The 22,273-nt window shown below is 46.5% G+C and carries 17 protein-coding genes; 9 read left to right on the forward strand and 8 right to left on the reverse strand.

What is annotated here, in order from left to right; translation table 11 throughout:
• The first annotated feature begins 119 nt into the window (after window positions 1-119).
• The 5 genes from nirB to cobA all read left to right on the forward strand — a co-directional run bounded on the left by nirB (window position 120) and on the right by cobA (window position 8,976).
• Window positions 120-2,435 (forward strand): nitrite reductase large subunit NirB, encoded by a 2,316-nt coding sequence (nirB, locus tag NZD81_RS18060; protein WP_282373950.1) that lies wholly within the window; start codon window positions 120-122, stop codon window positions 2,433-2,435.
• Between the two features lie 6 nt (window positions 2,436-2,441).
• Window positions 2,442-4,574 carry an assimilatory nitrate reductase catalytic subunit NasC gene (gene nasC, locus NZD81_RS18065; protein WP_282373949.1) on the forward strand — a complete coding sequence of 711 codons (2,133 nt, stop codon included), beginning with the start codon at window positions 2,442-2,444 and terminating at the stop codon, window positions 4,572-4,574.
• 120 nt (window positions 4,575-4,694) lie between these two features.
• The gene (nasD, locus tag NZD81_RS18070) at window positions 4,695-7,112 is read left to right on the forward strand and encodes an NADPH-nitrite reductase (protein ID WP_134976083.1); all 2,418 of its coding nucleotides are present in this window, start codon (window positions 4,695-4,697) and stop codon (window positions 7,110-7,112) included.
• Window positions 7,113-7,143: 31 nt separating this feature from the next.
• The gene (nirD, locus tag NZD81_RS18075) at window positions 7,144-7,464 is read left to right on the forward strand and encodes a nitrite reductase small subunit NirD (RefSeq protein ID WP_014662717.1); all 321 of its coding nucleotides are present in this window, start codon (window positions 7,144-7,146) and stop codon (window positions 7,462-7,464) included.
• A gap of 60 nt (window positions 7,465-7,524) precedes the next feature.
• Window positions 7,525-8,976 carry a uroporphyrinogen-III C-methyltransferase gene (gene cobA, locus NZD81_RS18080; protein WP_282373948.1) on the forward strand — a complete coding sequence of 484 codons (1,452 nt, stop codon included), beginning with the start codon at window positions 7,525-7,527 and terminating at the stop codon, window positions 8,974-8,976.
• Window positions 8,977-9,007: 31 nt separating this feature from the next.
• On the opposite strand, the gene ffoR is transcribed toward cobA, so the two are convergent.
• Entirely contained in the window at window positions 9,008-10,018 is a 1,011-nt protein-coding gene (gene ffoR / locus NZD81_RS18085) for a ferredoxin--NADP(+) reductase (protein WP_014662714.1), read from the reverse strand.
• A 161-nt stretch (window positions 10,019-10,179) separates the two neighbouring features.
• Between ffoR and NZD81_RS18090 the strand changes: the two genes are divergently transcribed.
• The 3 genes from NZD81_RS18090 (at window position 10,180) to NZD81_RS18100 (ending at window position 12,877) form a co-directional block, all read left to right on the forward strand.
• Entirely contained in the window at window positions 10,180-11,043 is an 864-nt protein-coding gene (locus NZD81_RS18090) for an alpha/beta fold hydrolase (RefSeq protein WP_134976081.1), read from the forward strand.
• A 90-nt stretch (window positions 11,044-11,133) separates the two neighbouring features.
• Window positions 11,134-12,015, forward strand: a complete 882-nt coding sequence (locus tag NZD81_RS18095) for a permease (RefSeq protein WP_134976109.1) — start codon at window positions 11,134-11,136, stop codon at window positions 12,013-12,015.
• Between the two features lie 4 nt (window positions 12,016-12,019).
• Window positions 12,020-12,877 carry a TIGR03943 family putative permease subunit gene (locus NZD81_RS18100; RefSeq protein ID WP_040084224.1) on the forward strand — a complete coding sequence of 286 codons (858 nt, stop codon included), beginning with the start codon at window positions 12,020-12,022 and terminating at the stop codon, window positions 12,875-12,877.
• A gap of 36 nt (window positions 12,878-12,913) precedes the next feature.
• Here the strand turns inward: NZD81_RS18100 and putR are convergent, their stop codons facing one another.
• The 7 genes from putR to NZD81_RS18135 form a co-directional block, all read right to left on the reverse strand.
• Entirely contained in the window at window positions 12,914-14,149 is a 1,236-nt protein-coding gene (putR, locus tag NZD81_RS18105) for a proline utilization transcriptional regulator PutR (RefSeq protein ID WP_014662710.1), read from the reverse strand.
• 151 nt (window positions 14,150-14,300) lie between these two features.
• Window positions 14,301-15,755: a sodium/proline symporter PutP gene (putP, locus tag NZD81_RS18110; protein WP_071581388.1), complete on the reverse strand. Its 1,455-nt coding sequence runs from the start codon at window positions 15,753-15,755 to the stop codon at window positions 14,301-14,303.
• A gap of 91 nt (window positions 15,756-15,846) precedes the next feature.
• Window positions 15,847-17,394 (reverse strand): L-glutamate gamma-semialdehyde dehydrogenase, encoded by a 1,548-nt coding sequence (gene pruA, locus NZD81_RS18115; protein WP_040084225.1) that lies wholly within the window; start codon window positions 17,392-17,394, stop codon window positions 15,847-15,849.
• 16 nt (window positions 17,395-17,410) lie between these two features.
• Window positions 17,411-18,322, reverse strand: coding sequence for a proline dehydrogenase PutB (gene putB, locus NZD81_RS18120; RefSeq protein ID WP_134976107.1), 912 nt, complete (start codon window positions 18,320-18,322; stop codon window positions 17,411-17,413).
• A gap of 187 nt (window positions 18,323-18,509) precedes the next feature.
• Complete coding sequence (locus NZD81_RS18125) at window positions 18,510-19,292, reverse strand: nucleotidyltransferase domain-containing protein (RefSeq protein ID WP_040084228.1); 783 nt, start codon at window positions 19,290-19,292, stop codon at window positions 18,510-18,512.
• Between the two features lie 83 nt (window positions 19,293-19,375).
• Window positions 19,376-20,332 (reverse strand): cephalosporin C deacetylase, encoded by a 957-nt coding sequence (gene cah, locus NZD81_RS18130; protein ID WP_014662705.1) that lies wholly within the window; start codon window positions 20,330-20,332, stop codon window positions 19,376-19,378.
• Window positions 20,333-20,403: 71 nt separating this feature from the next.
• Window positions 20,404-21,378: a LysR family transcriptional regulator gene (locus NZD81_RS18135; protein ID WP_282373947.1), complete on the reverse strand. Its 975-nt coding sequence runs from the start codon at window positions 21,376-21,378 to the stop codon at window positions 20,404-20,406.
• Window positions 21,379-21,495: 117 nt separating this feature from the next.
• Here NZD81_RS18135 and NZD81_RS18140 point away from each other — a divergent pair, with 117 nt between their 5' ends.
• Complete coding sequence (locus tag NZD81_RS18140) at window positions 21,496-22,257, forward strand: class I SAM-dependent methyltransferase (RefSeq protein ID WP_040084233.1); 762 nt, start codon at window positions 21,496-21,498, stop codon at window positions 22,255-22,257.
• Window positions 22,258-22,273 lie beyond the last annotated feature (16 nt).

The following is a 22,273-nucleotide window of genomic DNA, read 5'->3' on the forward strand; positions in this document are numbered from 1 at the left end:
TTATTTTCTGGAAAAGACATGTGTTAGTTTTTATCACACGTTTAATGCGTTAACAATGCATTGTGACATAATTTTTAATAGGAGAAAACTTACGAGCCGCGTCAAAGGAGGTCTGATACATGAAGAAACAAAGATTGGTGTTAGCAGGAAACGGCATGGCCGGTATTCGCTGTATTGAAGAAATAGTAAAGCTGAATCGCCACATGTTTGAGATTGTTATTTTCGGAAGCGAACCGCATCCCAACTACAATCGCATTCTCTTATCCTCTGTATTGCAGGGTGAAGCGTCACTCGATGACATTACACTGAACAGCAAGGCTTGGTACGACAAGCACGGGATTACGCTTTACACAGGCGAAACGGTTATTCAAATTGATACAGATCAGCAGCGCATCATCACGGATCGCAAGCGCATCCTGTCGTATGACAAACTCATTGTTGCAACAGGCTCCTCCCCTTATATTCTCCCTATCCCCGGGGCAGACAAAGAAGGCGTCTATGGATTTCGGACAATAGAAGACTGCCAAGCGCTGATGGAGATGGCCGAGCGCTATCAAAAGGCGGCGGTGATCGGAGCCGGCTTATTAGGACTGGAAGCTGCAATCGGTTTACAGCGGCTCGGCATGGATGTCAGCGTCATTCACCACTCCGCCGGCATTATGCAAAAACAGCTCGATCAAACGGCAGCGCGGCTGCTGCAAACGAAGCTGGAACAAAAAGGCTTAACCTTTCTTTTGGAGAAAGACACCGTCTCCATTTCCGGCACCACGCGGGCAGACGGAATCCATTTTAAAGATGGCGCTTCACTAAAAGCAGACCTGATTGTGATGGCGGCTGGCGTTAGACCGAATATTGAATTGGCTGTATCCGCTGGAATCGAAGTGAACCGCGGGATCATCGTGAATGACTGCATGCAGACAAGCGAACCGAATGTCTACGCCGTTGGCGAATGCGCCGAGCATAACGGAACGGTGTACGGATTGGTGGCACCGCTTTATGAGCAGGGAAATGTTCTCGCCAAACATATTTGCGGCGTTCCATGTGAGGGATATCAAGGCTCAGCCTCAGCTGCAGCATTAAAAATAGCTGGAATTGATGTGTGGTCAGCAGGAAAAATCCAAGAGGATGAACACACGACGAGCATCAATATTTACGACGAACAAGCTGGCATTTACAAAAAAGCACTTTTTGAGGATGACAAGCTGGCCGGGGTTATTTTATTCGGAGACACCCGTGATAAGCAGCGGCTTCTCGACAGCTTACTGAAACAACGAGACATCTCCATTGTCAAAAAGCAGATCATCGAACCGCAGAAAAGCGGCACTTTATTTGAATCCATGCCTTCCAGTGAAACGATTTGCCAATGCAACACAGTGACGAAAGGCGCGATTGAAGACGCGGTGCACACGAATAGCTTAACAACTGTTGAGGAAGTCAAGCACTGCACCAAAGCCACTGGGTCCTGCGGAGGATGCAAACCGCTCGTTGAAGACCTTTTGAGATACATGACCAACAGCGAATATACGAAGCCTGCCGGCACACCTTCGTTTTGCAGCTGTACTGATTTTACAGAAGACGACATCATCGCTGAGCTTCAGCGCAGGCCATTCACTAATCCGGCAGAAGTGATGGACCAGCTTGACTGGAAAACAAAAAAAGGATGCAGTACTTGTGTTCCTGCGATTCAATACTACCTGGAAATGCTGTACCCAGGTTTTGTTCAGCCTGAGCCAGCCGCTGAGGACACATGCATTCTGATCCCGCAAATGTACGGCGGGCGGACAAACGCGGAGCAGTTAAGAAACATCGCCAACATCATTGAGGCATACAGCATCCCTGACGTATCCATCACTCACAGCCAAAGACTGAAGCTTTCGGGGATCAAATCTGCGGATCTCCCGAACATAAAAAAAGACCTGAAGATGCCCGTTTCCACCAATGAACTCCGGCACACGCTGCAAAGCATCAAAGCATGTACATGCGGGCAAAATCGATTGATTCAGCAGCTGGCAGCCCAAATCGAAAGACACCTTGAGACGCTTCCCTTCCCCGCTCCCATTTCTATCAGCTTATCATGTGAAACAGACTGCACCGATGCCGCCCTGCAGGATGTCGGCGCGGTTCGGACACAAGCTGGCTGGGACATATACATCGGCGGCGTCCGGGGAACCCATGCCCGTTCCGGAGCCCTGTTTTGCGTGACAGACAACGCAGAAAAAACTGCCGGCATGATCAAAGGGCTGATCCAGTATTATCGTGAAACAGCTCATTACTTAGAAGCCGTTCATCAGTGGATGGACCGTCTCGGAATCGTTCATATCAGAGAAGTGCTATTTGAAGAAGACCTAAGGACACAGCTGCTGGAAAGCCTTCATACAGACCTGTCACTGATTCAAAATCCGCCTATAGAGGCTGGCGCACATAAGAAAGGGTGAGGCATTTTGACCGAACGACTGCTTAGATATTTCCGCGATAAACAGCAAGACATCCAATCAGAAAAAACGTATGACACCCAATGCCCGTTTTGCAGCATGCAGTGCAAAATGCAGCTCGTGGAACAAACCATCGTCACACGGAAAAAGTACACAGCGATTGGGATTGACAATCCTACGACAAAGGGCCGTCTCTGCATGAAGGGCATGAATGCTCACCAGCATGCGTTGAACTCCTCTCGCATCACCCACCCGCTGCTAAAAAAAAACGGCGAGTTTATGCCTGTTTCTTGGGAAGAAGCACTGAATTACATCAAAGACCAAGTGACGATGCTCCAAACAGAACACGGCCATGACGCCATGGCTGTATACGGAAGCGCCTCGATAACAAATGAAGAGGCGTATTTGTTGGGGAAATTCGCACGGGTGGGCTTACAGACCAAATACATTGACTACAACGGGCGGCTTTGTATGTCCGCCGCCGCAACCGCAGCCAACCAAACATTCGGCGCGGACAGAGGCTTAACGAATCCCTTATCAGACATTCCCCACACCCGTGTGATCATTCTGGCCGGCACCAATATTGCGGAATGCCAGCCTACAATGATGCCGTATTTTGAAAAAGCGAAAGAAAACGGAGCTTACATCATTGCCATTGATCCGCGTGAAACAGCTACAACAAAAATCGCCGATCTTCATCTGAAAATCAAACCCGGCACAGACGCCGCCCTTGCCAACGGTCTCGTCAAAATCATCATTGACGAGCAGCTCATAAACGAGGATTTCATTCAATCACGAACAAATGGATTCAAGGAGCTGAAGCAGCATACTGACTCGTTGAACCTGAATAACATCGCTGAACAGACGAGTGTCCCGCTGGCGCATATAAGAAAAGCTGCTGTAAAGTTTGCAAAGGAAACGTCCGGCATGCTGTTTACAGCCCGCGGGATTGAACAGCAAACCGATGGAACAGCGGCTGTGAAAGGCTTCTTAAACATGGTGCTGATCACAGGAAAAATCGGCAAGCCTTACTCAGGTTACGGAGCGATCACCGGACAAGGCAACGGGCAAGGTGCAAGAGAGCATGGCCAGAAAGCCGATCAGCTTCCGGGCTACCTATCTATCGAAAATGAGCAACACCGGGCACATATTGCGAAAGTGTGGGGAATTCATCAGGATGATCTGCCGCGAAAAGGTGTCTCAGCCTATGAAATGATGGAAAAAATCCATGACGGCGACATTAAAGGACTGTTCCTCACGTGCTCCAATCCTGCTGTCTCCAGCCCAAATGCGAATCTCGTGAAAAAAGCCCTAAGAAAACTAACATTCTTTGTCGCAATCGATTTGTTTATTTCAGAGACTGCGGAATACGCAGATGTGATTTTGCCAGCCTCCTCTTATTTAGAAGATGAGGGCACCATGACAAATGTAGAAGGACGCGTGACATTAAGAGAAGCAAGCCGGCCATGTCCCGGCGAAGCAAAGCATGATTGGCAGATCATTTGTGATCTCGCATCCGTTCTCGGCAAAGGCCGCTACTTTTCTTACACGTCAGCGGAGGATATTTTTAATGAATTAAGAGAAGCGAGCCGAGGAGGGATCGCCGATTATTCAGGCATCACATATGAGAGGCTAAGACGTGAAGGCGGCATTCACTGGCCATGTCCGGAACCTGATCATCCCGGAACCGGGCGCTTGTTTACAGAATCATTTGCTCATCCGGATCAAAAAGCGGCATTAAGTGTAATTCCAAATGAACCGCCTGTGCCAAAAGAGAAGCCGACAGCCGATTATCCGCTTTATTTAACGACAGGCCGCGTCATGTCTCACTACTTAACAGGCGTTCAAACAAGAAAAAGCGCCGCCCTGGCCGCGAGACATTTTGAATCGTTTATGGAAATCCATCCGCAAACAGCAGCGACCTACAATATCGAGGACCGTGTACTGGTAAAAATAGAATCTCCGCGGGGAAGCATCACCGTCCGCAGCAAATTATCAGAACAAATCAGAAAGGATACCGTTTTTGTTCCCATTCATTGGGCAGACGCTCAAAATGTGAATGATTTAATCGGGGAGGCCTTAGATCCAGCCTGTAAAATGCCCGGTTTTAAGGTATGCGCCGTCCGAATCAGACCTATTTAAATTTTTCATAAAATTTTTAGAACTTTTCGTATATTTTGTTACATTTTATAACATGTATCTTAAATATTCCTTTTTGCTGTGCTACGCTGGAAAAAACATTGATAAGGAGCGGATCATCTGATGGGAAAAAAACAGCTAGTTCTTGTTGGTAATGGAATGGCCGGGGTAAGGGCCATTGAAGAGATACTGAGTGTTGCTAAAGACGAGTTTCAGATCACAATTTTTGGTGCCGAACCGCATCCCAACTATAATCGAATCCTTTTGTCAAAAGTGCTTCAAGGCGATACAGATATTAAAGATATTACGTTAAACGATTGGGACTGGTACGAAGAAAACAACATTCAATTGTATACAAATGAAACGGTCATCAAAGTAGATACGGAAAACAAAACAGTCATCACAGACTCAGACAGAATCCAGCCTTACGACGAATTAATCCTGGCGACAGGCTCTGTCCCTTTTATCCTTCCGATTCCGGGAGCAGACAAAAAAGGCGTCACAGCTTTCCGGGATATAAAAGATACAGACACAATGCTCGCCGCGTCAAAACAATATAAAAAAGCAGCCGTCATCGGCGGAGGACTTCTTGGTTTGGAAGCGGCTCGCGGACTGCTGAATCTCGGCATGGAAGTATCCGTCATCCACCTCGCCCCATTCCTGATGGAGCGCCAGCTTGATGCAACGGCAGGACGCCTGCTGCAAAACGAGTTAGAAAAACAAGGGATGACCTTTTTACTTGAAAAGCAAACCGAAGAAATTGTTGGTGACGATCGTGTCGAAGGCCTCCGCTTCAAGGATGGCACAAGCATTGAAGCTGATTTGGTCGTCATGGCTGTCGGCATCCGCCCAAATACAACGCTCGGGGCCGAGAGCGGCATTCCGGTTAACCGCGGCATCATCGTCAACGATTATATGCAGACGGAAATCCCGCACATTTATGCGGTCGGCGAATGTGCTGAGCACCGCGGAATCGCCTACGGGCTTGTGGCGCCACTTTATGAACAGGCAAAAGTGCTGGCGAAGCATATTTGCGGCATCGACACAAAACCGTATGAAGGTTCCGTTCTCTCCACACAGTTAAAGGTATCAGGCGTCGAAGTCTTCTCTGCCGGTGACTTTAACGAATCAGAGGAGAAAAAAGCGATTAAAGTCTTTGATGAGCAGGACGGCATCTATAAAAAAATCGTCCTGAGAGGCAACCAAATTGTCGGTGCTGTTTTATTCGGCGACAGCAGCGAGGGCAACCGCCTGTTTTCTATGATTCAAAAAGAAGCCGATATCTCTGAAACCTCAAAAATATCAATCTTACAGCCTCTCGACCAAGAAGCAGGCACAAGCATTACCGCAGCGATGAGCGACGATGAAATCATCTGCGGCTGCAACGGCGTGTCAAAAGGTGCGATTATTCAAGCCATCCAGGAAAAGGGCTGCTCGTCAACGGACGAGATCAAAGCATGCACCGGTGCATCCCGTTCATGCGGAGGCTGTAAGCCGCTCGTAGAAGAAATCCTCCAGCATACGCTCGGATCAGACTTTGATGCGTCAGCGCAAAAAGAAGCCATTTGCAGCTGCACCACATTGTCGAGAGATGAGGTCGTAGAAGAAATCAAAGCCAAAGGGCTGTCACATACAAGAGAAGTCATGAATGTGCTCGGCTGGAAAACGCCAGAAGGCTGTTCCAAATGCCGTCCGGCTCTGAACTACTACTTAGGCATGATCAATCCAACCAAATACGAGGATGAACGGACTTCCCGCTTTGTTAATGAACGAATGCACGCCAATATTCAAAAAGACGGAACATACTCAGTCGTTCCTCGGATGTACGGCGGCGTGACCAACTCTACAGATTTGCGCAAAATCGCTGATGTCGTCGACAAATATGAGATCCCGCTCGTGAAAATGACAGGCGGCCAGCGAATTGATCTTATCGGAGTGAAAAAAGAAGACCTTCCGAAGGTATGGGAAGATCTTGATATGCCATCAGGCTACGCGTACGGAAAGACACTTCGGACAGTAAAAACATGCGTAGGCGAGCAATTCTGCCGCTTCGGCACACAAGACTCCATGGCACTGGGCATTGCACTTGAGAAAAAATTCGAAGGGCTGAACACGCCTCATAAAGTCAAAATGGCCGTGTCTGCCTGCCCGCGAAACTGTGCGGAATCCGGCATTAAGGACCTTGGCGTAGTCGGCATCGACGGAGGCTGGGAGCTTTATGTCGGCGGAAACGGCGGAACCCATTTGCGTGCCGGCGATTTGCTGATGAAGGTAAAAACAAATGAAGAAGTGTTAGAATACGCAGGCGCTTACCTGCAATATTACCGGGAAACTGCAAACTATCTGGAGCGTACATCCGCATGGCTTGAGCGCGTCGGTTTATCCCATGTCCAGTCCGTGTTAAACGATCCTAAAAAGCGGCAGGAGCTGAACGACAGAATGAATGAAACACTCTCTGTCCACAAGGATCCGTGGAAAGACTTTTTAGAGGATAAACAAACTTCTAAAGAATTATTTGAAAATGTCGTCACCACATCATAATGACAAAAACAAACATTAAGGAGGAATGGACATGGTAAACAAAGACGTAACGAAAGTATGTATCGGAAAAATTGGAGAATTGCCTGAACAATTAGGCAAAACAGTGTATATTGAAGATAAGGAGCTTGCAGTCTTCAAGCTTTCAAACGGAAGCATCCGCGCCATCGAAAACCGCTGTCCACATAAGGGCGGCGTTCTGGCAGAAGGCATCGTCAGCGGCGAATATGTTTTTTGCCCGATGCACGACTGGAAAATCTCCTTAGAAGACGGAATCGTTCAAGAACCTGACCACGGATGCGTCAAAACATACGAAACGCTGATCGAAGGAGAGCATGTTTATCTCGTATATTGATCAAAAGACCGGATCACTTTTCTAGTGGTCCTTCATTTTTTACAGTGACGGAAGGATGACATGATCATGAAGAACGGAATCGTATATTTCGTGGGAGCCGGACCCGGTGACCCAGGGCTGCTCACCATTAAAGGAAAACAGGCGCTCGAGGAAGCAGATGTGATTTTATATGACCGGCTCGCCAACCCGAGGCTGCTCGAATTTGCATCACCGGACTGCCAGTTTATTTATTGCGGAAAACTGCCAGACCGCCATTTTATGAAACAAAAAGAAATTAACGCCCTGCTGGTTGAAAAAGCATTAAATGGGTCAACCGTCGTTCGCTTGAAGGGCGGAGATCCGAGCGTATTCGGCAGAGTCGGCGAGGAAGCGGATGCTCTTCATGAGCACGGCATTCGCTATGAAATGGTGCCGGGAATCACCTCTGGAATCGCAGCGCCGCTATATGCGGGCATCCCCGTCACGCATCGGGATTTCGCATCGTCTTTTGCCATGATTACAGCGCATGATAAATCATTAAAAGGCACGCCGAACCTTGACTGGGAAGGGCTTGCCCGAAGCGTTCAAACCCTTGTTTTTTACATGGGTGTCAAGAACTTGTCTTATATTTGCCAGCAGCTCATTTCATACGGAAAATCGCCTTCTGTCCCTGTCATTGTCATCCAATGGGGAACGTGGGGCCGCCAGCGAAGTGTGAAAGGAACGCTTGAGAACATTCAGCAAAAAGTTCAGGAGCACCAGATAACAAACCCTGCGATTATCGTCATCGGAGATATCGTTAACTTTCAAACACACAGCTGGTTTGAAAGCAAACCGCTTATCGGCCGGCATATGATGATAGTCACTCATGGCGAGGATGAAGACCCGCTTGCAGACAGGCTGCGTGATTCCGGCGCCGATGTCATCGAATGGCCCAAGTGGCGGACTGAAAATATGCCCGTCAATGAAGACATTCTTCGAAAGATCGGCAGCTTTGAAGACATACTTTTCACATCGCGCCGTGCGGTTTGTGAATTTTTCAAAGCACTGGCTTCTAAGAAAATCGACATCCGCCAGCTGACAGCCCGACTGAGTGCAGCAACTGAGCAAGCAAAGGCGGAGCTTGAAAAACGGGGTTTTCTTGTCACCGCCATTCAGCCTGATTCAGAAAAACGCCTTGTTGTTGGGAGCCGCCCTGCAGTGGAAAATGTCCCGACGCATGAGTCCAGTTCGTTTTATATCACTCATGAAAATGTCATAGACGACCGGTTCACCCACATGATTCAGCGTACCATCAGTGAATCCCCGTTGCACATGGTCATTTGCCCGAACAAGCTGTCCGTTCAGCAATTGATCAGTAATGGACAACAAATTGGCATTTCACCAGAACCATCAGCAAGCCGCCCCCCTATCGTCTGCATAGGCGATGATTCGGCTGCCGGCGCTTATGGATTCGCAGCCGTCCAAGCACAGGATGAATTGTTTGCTTTCATCCACAATCAACAAGCGGAAAAAAAACTCCTTCACAGCTGATGGCAAGCAGCCCTTTTCCTCAAGGGCTGTTTTATTTATGCACCAATTTTTTATGATGGGTTGAATACATCGCCATATTCTCAGCCTTAGGGTCCAAATAAGCCTTAGCGCTGTTGACCGCTGTCGGGCCTTCGGTAAAGCCTCCGGCAATCAATCTCAGCTTGCTTTCATAAAAAGCCGCGTCCCCTGCCACAAACACGCCCGGAAGATTCGTCCGCATATGTCTGTCTGCTTTCACCCTGCCTTCTTCAATCTCCAGCCCCCACTCCTTCATCGGCCCGAGATCAATTTTGAAGCCATGATTAATGATCAGTTCATCAACCTCTATCTCTTCCCTCTGGCCAGACTCCGTATGGCAAATCGTCACTTTTTGGATGCGCTCCTCATTGCCGCTCAGCTGCTCCAGACGATAAGGCGTCAGCACTCGCACCGATGATTGCTTCATTTTCGTCACACTGCTTTCCATTCCTCCGAATGCCTCGCGGCGATGAACGACAGTCACAGACGCCGCAATCGGTTCCAGCTCATTGGCCCAATCGACGGCAGTATCTCCGCCGCCTGATATCACCACGCGCTTCCCTTTAAACGCATCAAGCTTCTCCACTCCATAATGAAGATTTTTGCCCGCGTACCGAGTTGCATCCTCGCTGTCAAACTCATTGACCTCAAGCGTTCCCATGCCGCAAGCCAAAATCACAGTTCTTGTATAGTGCTTTTCCCCTTCAGAACCTGTCAATACAATGGTGCCGTCATTCAGACGTTCTAACCCGGTCACACGCTGATTCAGCACGATATCAGGATCAAACGTCGCCGCCTGCTCCTTCAGCTGCTCGATCAGCTGCTTTCCCGCAATCCCCGGTATGCCGCCGATATCGCGAATGATTTTCTCAGGAAAAAATAAAGACACTTTCCCTCCGAGCTTCGGCAAAAATTCGATTACCTTTGTTTTCAGCTCCCGCATCCCGCAGTAAAAAGCAGTAAACAGCCCAATCGGCCCCCCGCCTATAATCGTAACGTCATATACCTCTTGATTCTCAGCCATCCGTCCTGCCTCCCGTTCACATCTATATCAACAACTTTAATTGAGAATGAATATCAATACAAAGTATATCATATTTCAAGGTCCTTTGTTTATTCATTTCTTCTCCTTGTGGTCAATTGCTGAAAACTCTATAATAGGCAAAAAACAATTGGGTGAAACAAATGAAAAGACGAGTCGAAACAATCACTATCGAAGGCCGTACACTAGAATATTCTGTGACAGGCAAGGGCACCCCAATCCTTGTCATGCATGGCGGCCATTCAAATTGTTACGAGGAATTCGGGTACACAGCACTGATTGAGCAGGGGTATTCCATCATTACGCCTTCAAGGCCCGGCTACGGACGAACGTCAAAAGAGATTGGAAAAATCCTTGCTGATGCCTGCCGTTTTTATGTGAATATATTAGATCATTTACAACTCGAACGCGTCCATGTGATCGCCATCTCAGCAGGAGGGCCGAGCGGCATATACTTTGCCTCACATTATCCGGAAAGAGTAAACACTTTGATCCTGCAATCCGCGGTCACAAAGGAATGGCTTACCCCCAAAGACGCGGAATACAAAGTCGGAAGAATCCTCTTCCGTCCGCCGCTGGAAAAGTGGATATGGAAGCTGATTTCTTCTTTGAATAACGCCTTTCCACGTTGGATATTTCGTGCTATGAGCCCGCAATTCAGCACGCTTCCGTTTCAGCGAATCAAGTCCTTGATGGATGAAAGCGACATAGAAGCTTTTCGAAAAATGAACAGCCGCCAGCGCTCGGGTGAAGGATTTCTTCTTGACTTGTCACAAACAACCGCTGTCTCTTCGAAAGAACTGCAGGCTATCTCATGTCCTGTGCTGATTATGCAAAGTGTTTATGATGGATTGGTTGACTTGTCACATGCACATCATGCAAAAGAGCACATTCGTGACGCCGCCCTCTGTTTGCTTCACTCATGGGGGCACCTGATTTGGCTCGGAAAAGAAGCTGCTGAAACAGACAGTATCCTACTCGGCTTTTTAGAATCCCCACCAAAGTGAAACGATCCTTTCCCCTCCTCCGTCAAACAAGCAGTGCCTTTTTTTCTGGTATCATAAGAGAGGCAGCTTACCATGAGCGGAGGTTTTATTGTGACAGCACCATCATCTTTTCTTCAGCTGAATTCTATTTTTATCAGCATTTTAATAGAAGCCATTCCGTTTATTCTGATTGGCGTCATACTTTCCGGAATCATTCAAATGTTTGTTTCTGAAGAAATGATTGCAAGAATCATGCCGAAAAACCGTTTTCTCGCCGTTTTATTCGGTGCGCTGGCCGGCGTTTTATTTCCCGCCTGCGAATGCGGCATCATCCCGATTACGAGGCGGCTTCTGTTAAAGGGAGTTCCTCTGCATGCGGGCGTAGCTTTCATGCTGACCGCGCCTATCATTAATCCTATCGTTTTATTTTCTACTTATATTGCGTTCGGGAATAGATGGAGCGTTGTCTTTTACAGAGGCGGACTGGCTCTCGCCGTTTCGCTGATCATCGGGGTCATCTTATCCTATCAATTTAAGGATAATCAGCTTTTAAAGCCTGACGAACCCGGGCACCATCATCATCACGGCACCTTGCTCCAAAAGCTGGGCGGGACCTTGCGTCATGCCATTGATGAATTTTTCTCCGTGGGGAAATATTTAATCATCGGCGCCTTTATCGCAGCAGCCATGCAGACGTATGTCAAAACATCCACTTTGCTTGCGATCGGGCAAAGTGATGTATCCTCTTCCCTCGTGATGATGAGTCTGGCATTTGTCTTGTCGCTTTGTTCAGAAGTTGATGCATTCATCGCGTCTTCCTTCAGCAGCACATTTTCATTAGGGTCGTTAATCGCCTTTCTCGTCTTTGGGGCAATGGTGGATATTAAGAATCTATTGATGATGCTTGCGGCCTTCAAAAAACGATTTGTTTTCCTGCTGATTACGTACATTGTCGTGCTCGTCTTAGCGGGATCACTACTGGTAAAGGGGTGATTGGGTGTTTCGTCTATTGGTGCTGATGGGATTTACGTTTTTCTTTTATCATCTGCATGCCTCAGGAAATCTAACAAAATATATCAATATGAAATATGCCTATCTTTCCTTTATTGCGATCTTCCTGCTGGCCATTCTGACCGCCGTCCAAGCATATCTATTTATCAAGTCGCCTGAAAAAGGCGGGCATCACCATGACCATGATTGCGGGTGCGGCCATGATCACGAGCATGATCATGAGCAAAACAAGCCATTTTATCAGCGTTATTTGATTTATGTTGTTTTTCTTTTTCCTTTGGTGTCAGGCATTTTCTTCCCGATTGCAACGCTTGACTCATCGATTGTCAAAACAAAAGGGTTCTCGTTTAAGGCGATGGAGAGCGGAGATCATTACTCCCAAACACAGTATTTGCGGCCTGATGCCAGCCTTTATTACGCGCAAGACAGCTATGACAAACAGATGAAACAGCTGTTTAATAAGTATTCCGGCAAAAAAGAGATTTCTCTGACCGATGATGATTTCCTAAAAGGAATGGAAACCATCTATAACTATCCGGGTGAATTTCTCGGACGGACGATTGAATTTCATGGATTTGCGTACAAAGGAAACGCGATTAACAAAAATCAGCTGTTCGTGTTGAGGTTTGGCGTCATTCACTGTATCGCTGATTCCGGCGTGTACGGGATGCTTGTGGAGTTTCCGAAGGACATGAACATCAAGGATGATGAATGGATTCAGATTAAAGGCACTCTGGCCTCAGAATATTATCAGCCATTCAAATCAACTCTCCCTGTTGTGAAAGTAACCGACTGGAACACCATTAAAAAGCCTGATGATCCGTACGTTTACAGAGGATTTTAAATGAAGACGAAACCAGTACAAGTACTGGTTTCTTTTTTATTTCTTTTTCATCAGCATCAAATCAAGATAGAGCTGGCATCGCGTTCTGAAATCGCTTAAATCGATTGATGTCATCTCAGTAATCTGTTTGATGCGGTAATTCAATGTATTTTGGTGAATGAACAGCTGTTCAGCCGCTGGTTTTGTTTTGCAGTTGTTGAGGAGATAGATTTCCAAGGTTTTGAGCAGCTCAGTGCTGCTTTCTTCGTCTTTCGCTTTTAATAAAGCCAAATCCTTATTCTCGTATTCTAAAAGTTCGTTTTTCTGTTCAATGCTTTCTAAATAGCGATAAATGCCGAGTTTGGCATATTCATATGGAATGTTTTCCTGATTGCCGGTGATTTCTGCGGCTTTGATGACTTCGAGTGCTTCTGTGTAGCTCTTGCCAAGCTTGAGAAGGTGATTATATTCGTTTCCGATACCGATATAAATAGGGGTAGGTATTTTTTGAAAGTGAAAATGTGTTAACAGCTTGTTAATAAATTCAGAAGCTGCTGAGGAGACGGAGCTTTTTTGGGAAAAACTCGCTACGACGATGACAATATTTGATTCGATCGTTAAGACATGACTGACTTTATCCCGTAAATTCAGGTACGACCTGATATTTTCCTTTAAATCCTCAACCGCTTCCCCATCCCCATTCGCGGCGTGCAGGATAACAACTGAAAACATGGAAGGCAGCACGGTGTTGATCTTTTCAGCTTCTCGTCTGAGGTCCTTCTCAGAGGTGAATTGCTGATAGATCGCCCGTTTGATGAGATCCTCTGCTTTTTCTTCCTTTTCCTGTTTCAATTTGTTCGTTTTATAAATGATTTTCCCGACATGAAAAGAGGTCTCATACAAAAAATCGAGCTCTTCTTCCGTCAGATTTTGGTCCAGCTCCTGAACCCAGATGTAGCCCATGACTTCCCCTTTGTGCTTTGCACTCACGACCACCCTCTGGTTTAACCCAATGCTTTCAATTTTATTGACGCGAAAAGGCTCAGGTTCTGTTTTCAGTTTTTCAATGATTCCGTCCTTCAAAAACCTCTCAAAAATCTGAACCGGACATTTTTTTGAGAAAATAGTCTGCTGGTTGGCAGAGTCAAAATGGTTAATATAGTAAGAATTATAGGCTAACAAAAAGAAATCCGCGCTTTCCAGGATGACTGGTTTTTGCAGTTCATAACTGATAAAATCAATCAGCTTATCAACATCTGAAAATGAAAAAACTCTCTCTAAAAGCTCTTCCATACCTTTTTCTCCTATACTTTTTTTACTTTAATCATATCCATACGGGGGCTTTTTGTATAGAAAAAAATACGTTTGTTTCCAAAAGAAAAAATGGCCGCTTAAAAGGAGAAAAGAGGAAAAAGGGATAGCCCCTTCCTCCTCCTTTCGATCTTTATTGTGACATTGTATCTTGGTAGTCTTTAAACTGGTCTTCGACAGCTTGTGACGGAGCCTGCGTCAATACACTGACGATAAAGACAGTTAATAGACTCGCAGCAAAACCAGGTATGATTTCATACAGAAAGTCCGAAAGACCGGCATTCGCCCAAATGATTACAGTTGCTGCTCCCACAATCATGCCGGCGAGTGCCCCCCATTTGGTCATTCGTTTCCAAAACAGACTGAGCAGCACAACCGGCCCGAATGATGCACCGAAGCCCGCCCACGCATAGCTTACCAATCCAAGGATTGTATTATTTTTCTCCCAAGCCAGGAATAATGCGATGACAGAAATCACAAGCACAGCCATACGGCCCAAAAACACCAGCTCTTTATCAGAAGCTGAGCGTCTGAACATCGACTTATACAAATCTTCTACCAGAGAGCTTGATGTCACAAGCAGCTGGGAAGAAATTGTGCTCATAATTGCGGCCAAAATAGCTGAAATCAGAAAACCTGTGATAATCGGATGGAACAAAATATTCCCTAATTGAATAAAAATCGTCTCAGGATCCTTCAGTGTCATGCCATTCTGATGGTAATAAGCGATTCCGCCCAAACCGGTCAGCACAGCGCCGACTGCCGACAAAATCATCCAGCCCATTCCGATTCTGCGCGCTCTTTTGATCTCTTTTACGGACGTTATCGCCATAAAACGCACAATGATATGCGGCTGGCCAAAGTAGCCCAAACCCCAGGCAAACAAAGAAATAATGCCAAGGACGCTTGTTCCTTTGAAAATATTAAACATATCTGGATCAACAGAGCGGATTTCAGTAACTGTTTCACTTGCTCCTCCCGTATGGAAAAACGTAACGATCGGAACAAGGATGAGTGCGGCAAACATAATGATCCCCTGAACAAAATCTGTCCAGCTGACTGCCAAAAAGCCGCCAAACAGGGTATACGCCACAACAACACCAGTCACAACCCACAGGCCGGTGTGATAATCCATCCCCAAAATACTGTTGAATAAAACGCCGCCGGATACCATTCCAGACGAAACATAAAATGTGAAGAAAACTAAAATCACAATCCCTGAAAATAGTCTCAGCAGCTTCGAATGGTCTCCGAAGCGATTTTCAAGGAACCCGGGAATTGTGATGGAATTCCCCGCTTGTTCAGTATAGGTTCTCAGCCGAGGCGCAACATAGAGCCAGTTCGCCCATGCCCCAAGGCAAAGTCCGAACACAATCCAAATACCGCTCAGACCTGTTGAAAACATGGCGCCCGGGAGACCCATCAGCAGCCAGCCGCTCATATCGGCAGCACCGGCACTGAGAGCGGTTACGGCCGGACCCAAAGAGCGTCCTCCAAGCATGTAATCCGTCAGATTCGACGTGCGCTTGTAAGCAAAGTAGCCGATCAGCATCATCCCCGCCATATAAATACAAATCGAAATAATCAGCTGTATGTTTTCTATGGCACTTCCTCCTCTTTTTTATGGTATATGGATGAAATGGACATCCCCGCAGGGAGGATGCCCATTTAGTCCCGCTTTAGAACATTTCACTGATTGTTTTTGCTTGCATATGCAGTGCCAAGTAATCCGGACCGCCTGCTTTTGAATCCGTTCCGGACATTTTGAAGCCGCCAAACGGATGGTAGCCGACGATAGCACCTGTACAGTTGCGGTTGAAGTATAGGTTTCCAACATGGAATTCCTGTTTCGCACGCTCGATGTGCTTGCGGTTGTTTGTAATCACCGCGCCTGTCAAACCATATTCAGTATTGTTTGCCACTTCTAAAGCTTCATCAAAGTCTGACACTTTACAAAATGCAACGACAGGTCCGAAAATTTCTTCCTGCATGAGTCTTGCTTTCGGATCAAGGTCAGCGAAGATCGTCGGTTTGATGAAGTATCCTTTCGAATCATCACCAGTGCCGCCGCTTACTAAACGCCCTTCCTGTTTTCCGATCTCAATATAGCTCATAATTTTATCATAAGAACCTTGGTCAATGACAGGTCCCATATAAACATCTGCACTGTCAGGTTTAGCAGTTACTTTTGATTCCGTAATTTCAATGACACGCTCTAATACTTGATCATACACTTTTTCATGGACAACTGCACGTGAACCTGCAGAACATTTTTGTCCGGCAAAGCCGAATGCAGATGTGAAGATCGATTGAGCCGCTAATTCAATGTCCGCATCCTCGTCGACAACAACCGTATCTTTACCGCCCATTTCAGCGATGACACGTTTTAAATGCTGCTGGCCCGGCTGAACCTTCGCCGCGCGTTCGAAAATTCTCGTGCCAACTTCTCTTGATCCCGTAAATGTGATAAGGCTTGTTTTCGGATGGTCAACAAGATAATCGCCTACTTCTGCTCCGCTTCCAGGAACAAAGTTGACTACGCCTTTTGGCAATCCGGACTCTTCAAGCACCTCAACAAATTTTGCTGCAATAACAGGTGTAGCACTCGCAGGTTTTAGAACCACTGTGTTCCCAGTAACGATCGGCGCCACTGTTGTTCCTGCCATGATCGCAAACAAGAAGTTCCACGGCGGAATAACAACTGTCACTCCAGTCGGCGTGTATACATATTGGTTTTTCTCGCCTTCACGGCTGTTGACCGGTTTGCCTTTTGCCAGTTCGATCATTTGGCGTGCATAATACTCCATGAAGTCAATCGCTTCAGCCGTATCTGCATCCGCCTCGTTCCAAGGCTTTCCTGCTTCTTTTACAAGCAAAGCAGAAAATTCATGTTTTCTTCTGCGGACTTTGGCAGCAGCGCGGAACAGGACAGCCGCTCTCTCTTCAGGAGATGTGTATCTCCACTCTTCGAATGCTGTCGCAGCCGCTTGAATCGCTTGCTCAGCGTGCTCTTGAGAAGCTTTTGACACTCGGCCGACGACTTCTTCTTTATCAGCCGGGTTGATTGAAACGATTTTCGCTTCTGTTTCTACCCTCTCGCCGTTAATGACAAGCGGATAGTCTTTTCCTAAATATTCGCTTACTGTCGCAAGCGCTTTTTTAAACGCTTCCACGTTGTTTTGGTCTTGGAAATTTGTGAATGGCTCGTGTTTGTAAGGTGTTGTCATGATAATCTCTCCTTTTTTACTTCTTTGTCATTCCTTTGAAAGCGAAGGCAATGTTTGACGGACGTTCTGCAAGGCGTCTCATAAAGTAGCCGTACCAATCCTCGCCGTATGGCAGGTAGACTCTCATGTTATAACCTTCTTTTACGAGGCTGAGCTGGGTTTGCGACCGCATGCCGTACAGCATCTGAAATTCAAACTTGTCATTGGCAATGCCATGTTCCTTGGCAAGCTGCTTTGTAAAGTCGATCATTTTGTCGTCATGTGTGGCAATCGCTGTATAGTGACCGTTTAAGAGCTGCTTTCGGATGATTTTTTTGTAATTTTCATCGACGTCGCTTTTCTCCGGGTAAGCTACTTTTTCTGATTCTTTATAAGCTCCTTTTACAAGGCGAAGGAACGGGTTTAAAGAATTTAAATCGTCAATGTCTTTTTCCGTCCGGTACAGATAGGCTTGCAGCACTGTGCTTACATACTCGTATTTCCTTCTGAAATCTTTGAAAATATCAAGCGTTTTCTGGCATCTGACTTCATCTTCCATGTCGATGGTGACCATGATTTTATGCTTCTCAGCCGTCTGAAGGATTTTCGTCATATTTTCATACACCAGATCCATATCTATATCCAGACCTAAAGACGTCATTTTTAAAGAAACGTGTGAGTTCAGCTCCTGATCCGCAATGGTCGCAATGGTTTGAATGCACTCTTCCGTACGCTCCCGTGCGACCTCGGCGCTGTTCACAAACTCTCCTAAATGATCGACAGTAACTGACAAACCTTGGCTGTTAAGCTGTCGAATGGTCGGGATTGAACTGTTAAAGTCATTCCCGCCGATAATTTTACCCGCTGCTACTCTGCTTCCCCAGTTCTTTGCCATTTTATTGAGAAAGCCGCTTTTGGATAAAAATAAGAAAAAATCTCTTGTGATCACTTCCAACCTCAACACCCCGCAATCTAAGAAGTATTTGTATGAGTTTATTGTAAATGGACAAAACCGACGTTCACAATATTCTCAAAATACAAAGATTCTGATTATTTTTGTGGTTTTTCCACAATCAGATAGTTAGAAAGTCGGGGAATTATGTCGAATAAAGGAGAAAAGGAAGCGACAAAAAACATCAGCTTCCTCCATCCTTCCACACTTCTTCAACCGTATTCAAAAGCAAACGGTTCAATTCAGGTGTCATATCTTTTTTCTCTGCCTTCAGTTCTTTTGCCGCTTCCATGATTCTTTCGATTTCCGTTTCAATGAATTGGTGAATAACATCGATTCTTGCTTCGAGGTCAAGCTCTTCACCTCTTTTTTTCCGTTCAAGCAAGGTCTCCATTTCAGCCTTCAGCTCAGGTTCAGCAACAAGTTCCTCCATCAAAACAGTAAAGTCCATTGGCGGAATGGTTCCGTGCTTTTCAATCCATTGGCAGGCCAAGATAGGCCGAAGCACGTAGAAATACTTTTTGATTTTGACCTCTTGTCCTTGAAGGTAATCCTTGACGTTCCTTCTCGCCATATTGATATAGTGATACACGCTTGCTTCAGGCTTAAATGCCTCCGTTCGCAGTTTTCTTAACTGCTCTGCGGTCGTAAATGCTTCGTAATACACAATGTCTGAGGACAGCCATTCGAGGAGCGGAGGGTTTGACTTTTTGAAAAGCCGAAGCGTCTTTCTCAGCTCCCAGCCGCTGATATCCAGCAAATCGTGAATCGGTTCTTCAATGACATCGCGCTCCTGCTCAATTGAAAAATACCACTCCTTTTTCGGCACATAAATAAAGCGGACATCGTAATCACTATCCTGCGACGGGAATCCCCATGCGCGGCTCCCTGACTCGACGGCATACACGATTTTGACCCCGTATGACTGCTCGATTCGTTTTAATTCATCAATGATTCTTTGTTTCATATCTATTCGTCTCCAGTCTGTTCTCATTCCGGCAGTTTGCAGAAAAAAACCGCCGGAAAATATTTGGCGGCTTTTCACATTTATCAGCCTTTAAGATGCTGCTTAAAGAAAGCGAGTTTTTCCGTTTGAAAAGCAGGGATATACTCATGTCCGAAGTAACGGTACACCTTCAGCTCTTTCTCTGTTTCCAAATGATTGTAGGCGGCAAATACGGTGGACGGCGGCGTAACCTTGTCAATCAGACCGATCGACATCAGGACAGGCACTTTCACTCGATCAGCGAGATTCATAATATCGAAATATGAAAGTGTCTTCATAGCCTGCAGTTCTGTTTCCGGGCTGCCATTTCTTCTAAAGAAGGAATTGATTTCAAGGTACGGCTGTTCAAGCGCCACATCAATGGCCCGTTCGAAGTTGCTTAAATAAGGATAATCGGCAACGGCGGCTTTTGGAATGTCTGACAGAGCTGCGGCGGCAATGGTTAATCCTCCGCCTTGGCTTCCGCCTGTCACACCGATCCTTGTTTCGTCAACCTCGTCAAAGCTGCTGATCACTTCAAGCGCGCGGACGGCGTCCAAATAAACACCGCGGTAATAGTATGTATCTTTATCAAGAATGCCTTTGGTCATCCAGCCCAAAGCGTGACCGTGCGGTGAAATACTCGTATCCTCACTGCTCTGCTGGCCGCGGACAAGCATGCCGAATGCGGCGTAGCCATGAAGTGCCCAGTTTACCATTTCATGAATTTCACCGTCATAGCTTGCATTGTAGCCATGATATTTCACGATCGCCGGATGCGGGCCTTCCTTGTCAGGCACCGCGTACCATCCAGAAATGCGGGCGTTTCCGAAACTTTTATATGTGAGACGGTACACTTTTACTCCGTCAGCAGGATAGTCAACCAGCTGTAAATCAGGTTCTGCTTGGACTTTTGCAAGTTCATCCAAAGACAATTTCCAAAACTCAGAAAAATCTTTCGATGCTGTTTTTTCAGGCTTATATGTTCGCAATTGGTCGAGCGGCAGATCGAATAGTTGCATTTCCGATTATTCCCCTTTGTTTTATAAGATTTAGTTTGTATTCCTATACTATCATGTTTCGGATTTGTTTTCTAAATATTTTCATCTTTGTTTCCCAGACAGCTTTCATCAAACGTTTGTTTAAGACCTTCCCGGCTCAGTTCCATAAAGGCCCGGGCTGTCAGACTGACATAGCGGTTCTTTAGAAAGACAAAGACGAGGGTTCGTGATGGCGCGGATTGAATCGATAAATAGATCACACCCGGATCTTTATCCCTTCTAACCATATTCGGCGCCATTGTCACGCCTAATCCGTTAGCCACAAGGGATTGGGCCGTTTCAATATGGCTCGTCTTGAAGGCAGCATTCGGCTTAAAGCCGCTTTCCGCACAGAGATCGAGAACTGTTCTGCGAAAGCCGAAGCCTTCTTTTAACAGAATAAATGGCACCTGCCTGACCATGTCAAGCGGCACGCACGGCTGGCGGCCCTCTTTACCTTCCAGCGCTTTCTCAATCAGCGCGATCATTTCCGGCGGCATCCATCTTTGCTTTTCCTTCGGCACTGCGAGAACAATCGGTTCCGTGAGCAAGGGTGTAATGGAGAGCCGTTCATCTTCGATCGGCAAGGATAAAACAGAAAGGTCAACCTCTCCCTTTGCCGTCATTTCCTCTAATGAAACCGGATCTTTTTCAACAAGCTGAACCTCCACATGGGGATAGCGCGCCAAAAACTGCTTCAGCAGCGGCGGAAAGAGATATCTCCCTGTTACAGCAGGAATCCCAATCGAAAGCTTTTGCCCCAGTCCTTGCGAGCGCTCCTGCATCTCCCGGAGCAAGTCATCTCTGGAACGAATGATGTCCTCGGCTTTTTCAATGAAACGCCTGCCGTGGGGTGTCAGTGTAACAGAGCCGGGGGATCTGTGAAAAAGAGTAAGCCCCAGCTCAGCCTCAAGCTTTTTGATTTGCTGGCTGAGAGACGGCTGAGCGATATGAAGATGCTCCGCCGCTTTTGTAAAGCTTTGGTGCCGGGCGATTTCCGCTGCGTATTCCATTACTCTAATATCCATTTCAGCCTCCATAGGTTGAACCTATCGTTTTTATCATTTTTATATCTTGGACGAATCATAACAGAAATTGCTAACATAATCCATATCATCATTAAACAAAAGAAGGAGCTGGTTCAAATGACAAATGAAACACCGTTTTCTACAAATGCCGAGATGTATCGGGATGAGAAGGTATTTGCCGAGGGGGAAGATTTGGGGCTGATGATCAAAACGGCGGAATGCCGGGCAGAGCATCGGCTGCTGGATATCGGAGCGGGTGCCGGCCATACGGCGCTGGCATTTTCTCCTTATGTGCAGGAGTGCATCGGTATTGATGCGACGAAAGAGATGGTAGAGGTTGCGTCCTCCTTCGCGCAAGAAAAAGGAGCTGAAAACGTACGCTTTCAGCAAGGAACGGCAGAGTCACTTCCCTTCCCTGACGATTCATTTGATATCATCACCTGCCGATACGCAGCCCACCATTTTTCAGATGTACGCAAAGCCGTCAGCGAGGTTGCACGCGTATTGAAACAGGACGGACGTTTTCTTTTAGTGGATCATTATGCGCCTGAAGATCCCGTTCTTGATGAGTTTGTCAATCAGTTGAACCGGCTTCGAGACCCTTCCCATGTTCGAGAAAGCTCATTATCAGAATGGCAGGCGATGTTCAGCGCCAACCAACTGGCCTATCAAGACATCCAAAAGTGGAATTTGCCGATTCAATATGACAGCTGGATCAAACGAGGCGGAACCTCCGCTGACCGGGAAAAACAAATCATTACCCACTTGAATCACGCATCAGACGAAGCACAAGACACATTCTGTATTACATTGAACCAAAACGGACAGCCCGACTCCTTTTGTTTAAAAGCGATTTTGATACAAGGGATAAAACGATAAAAAAAGCCGTGCGCTG

The sequence above is a fragment of the Bacillus sp. B.PNR1 genome (assembly GCF_030386235.1).
GTDB classification, from domain to species: domain Bacteria; phylum Bacillota; class Bacilli; order Bacillales; family Bacillaceae; genus Bacillus; species Bacillus stercoris.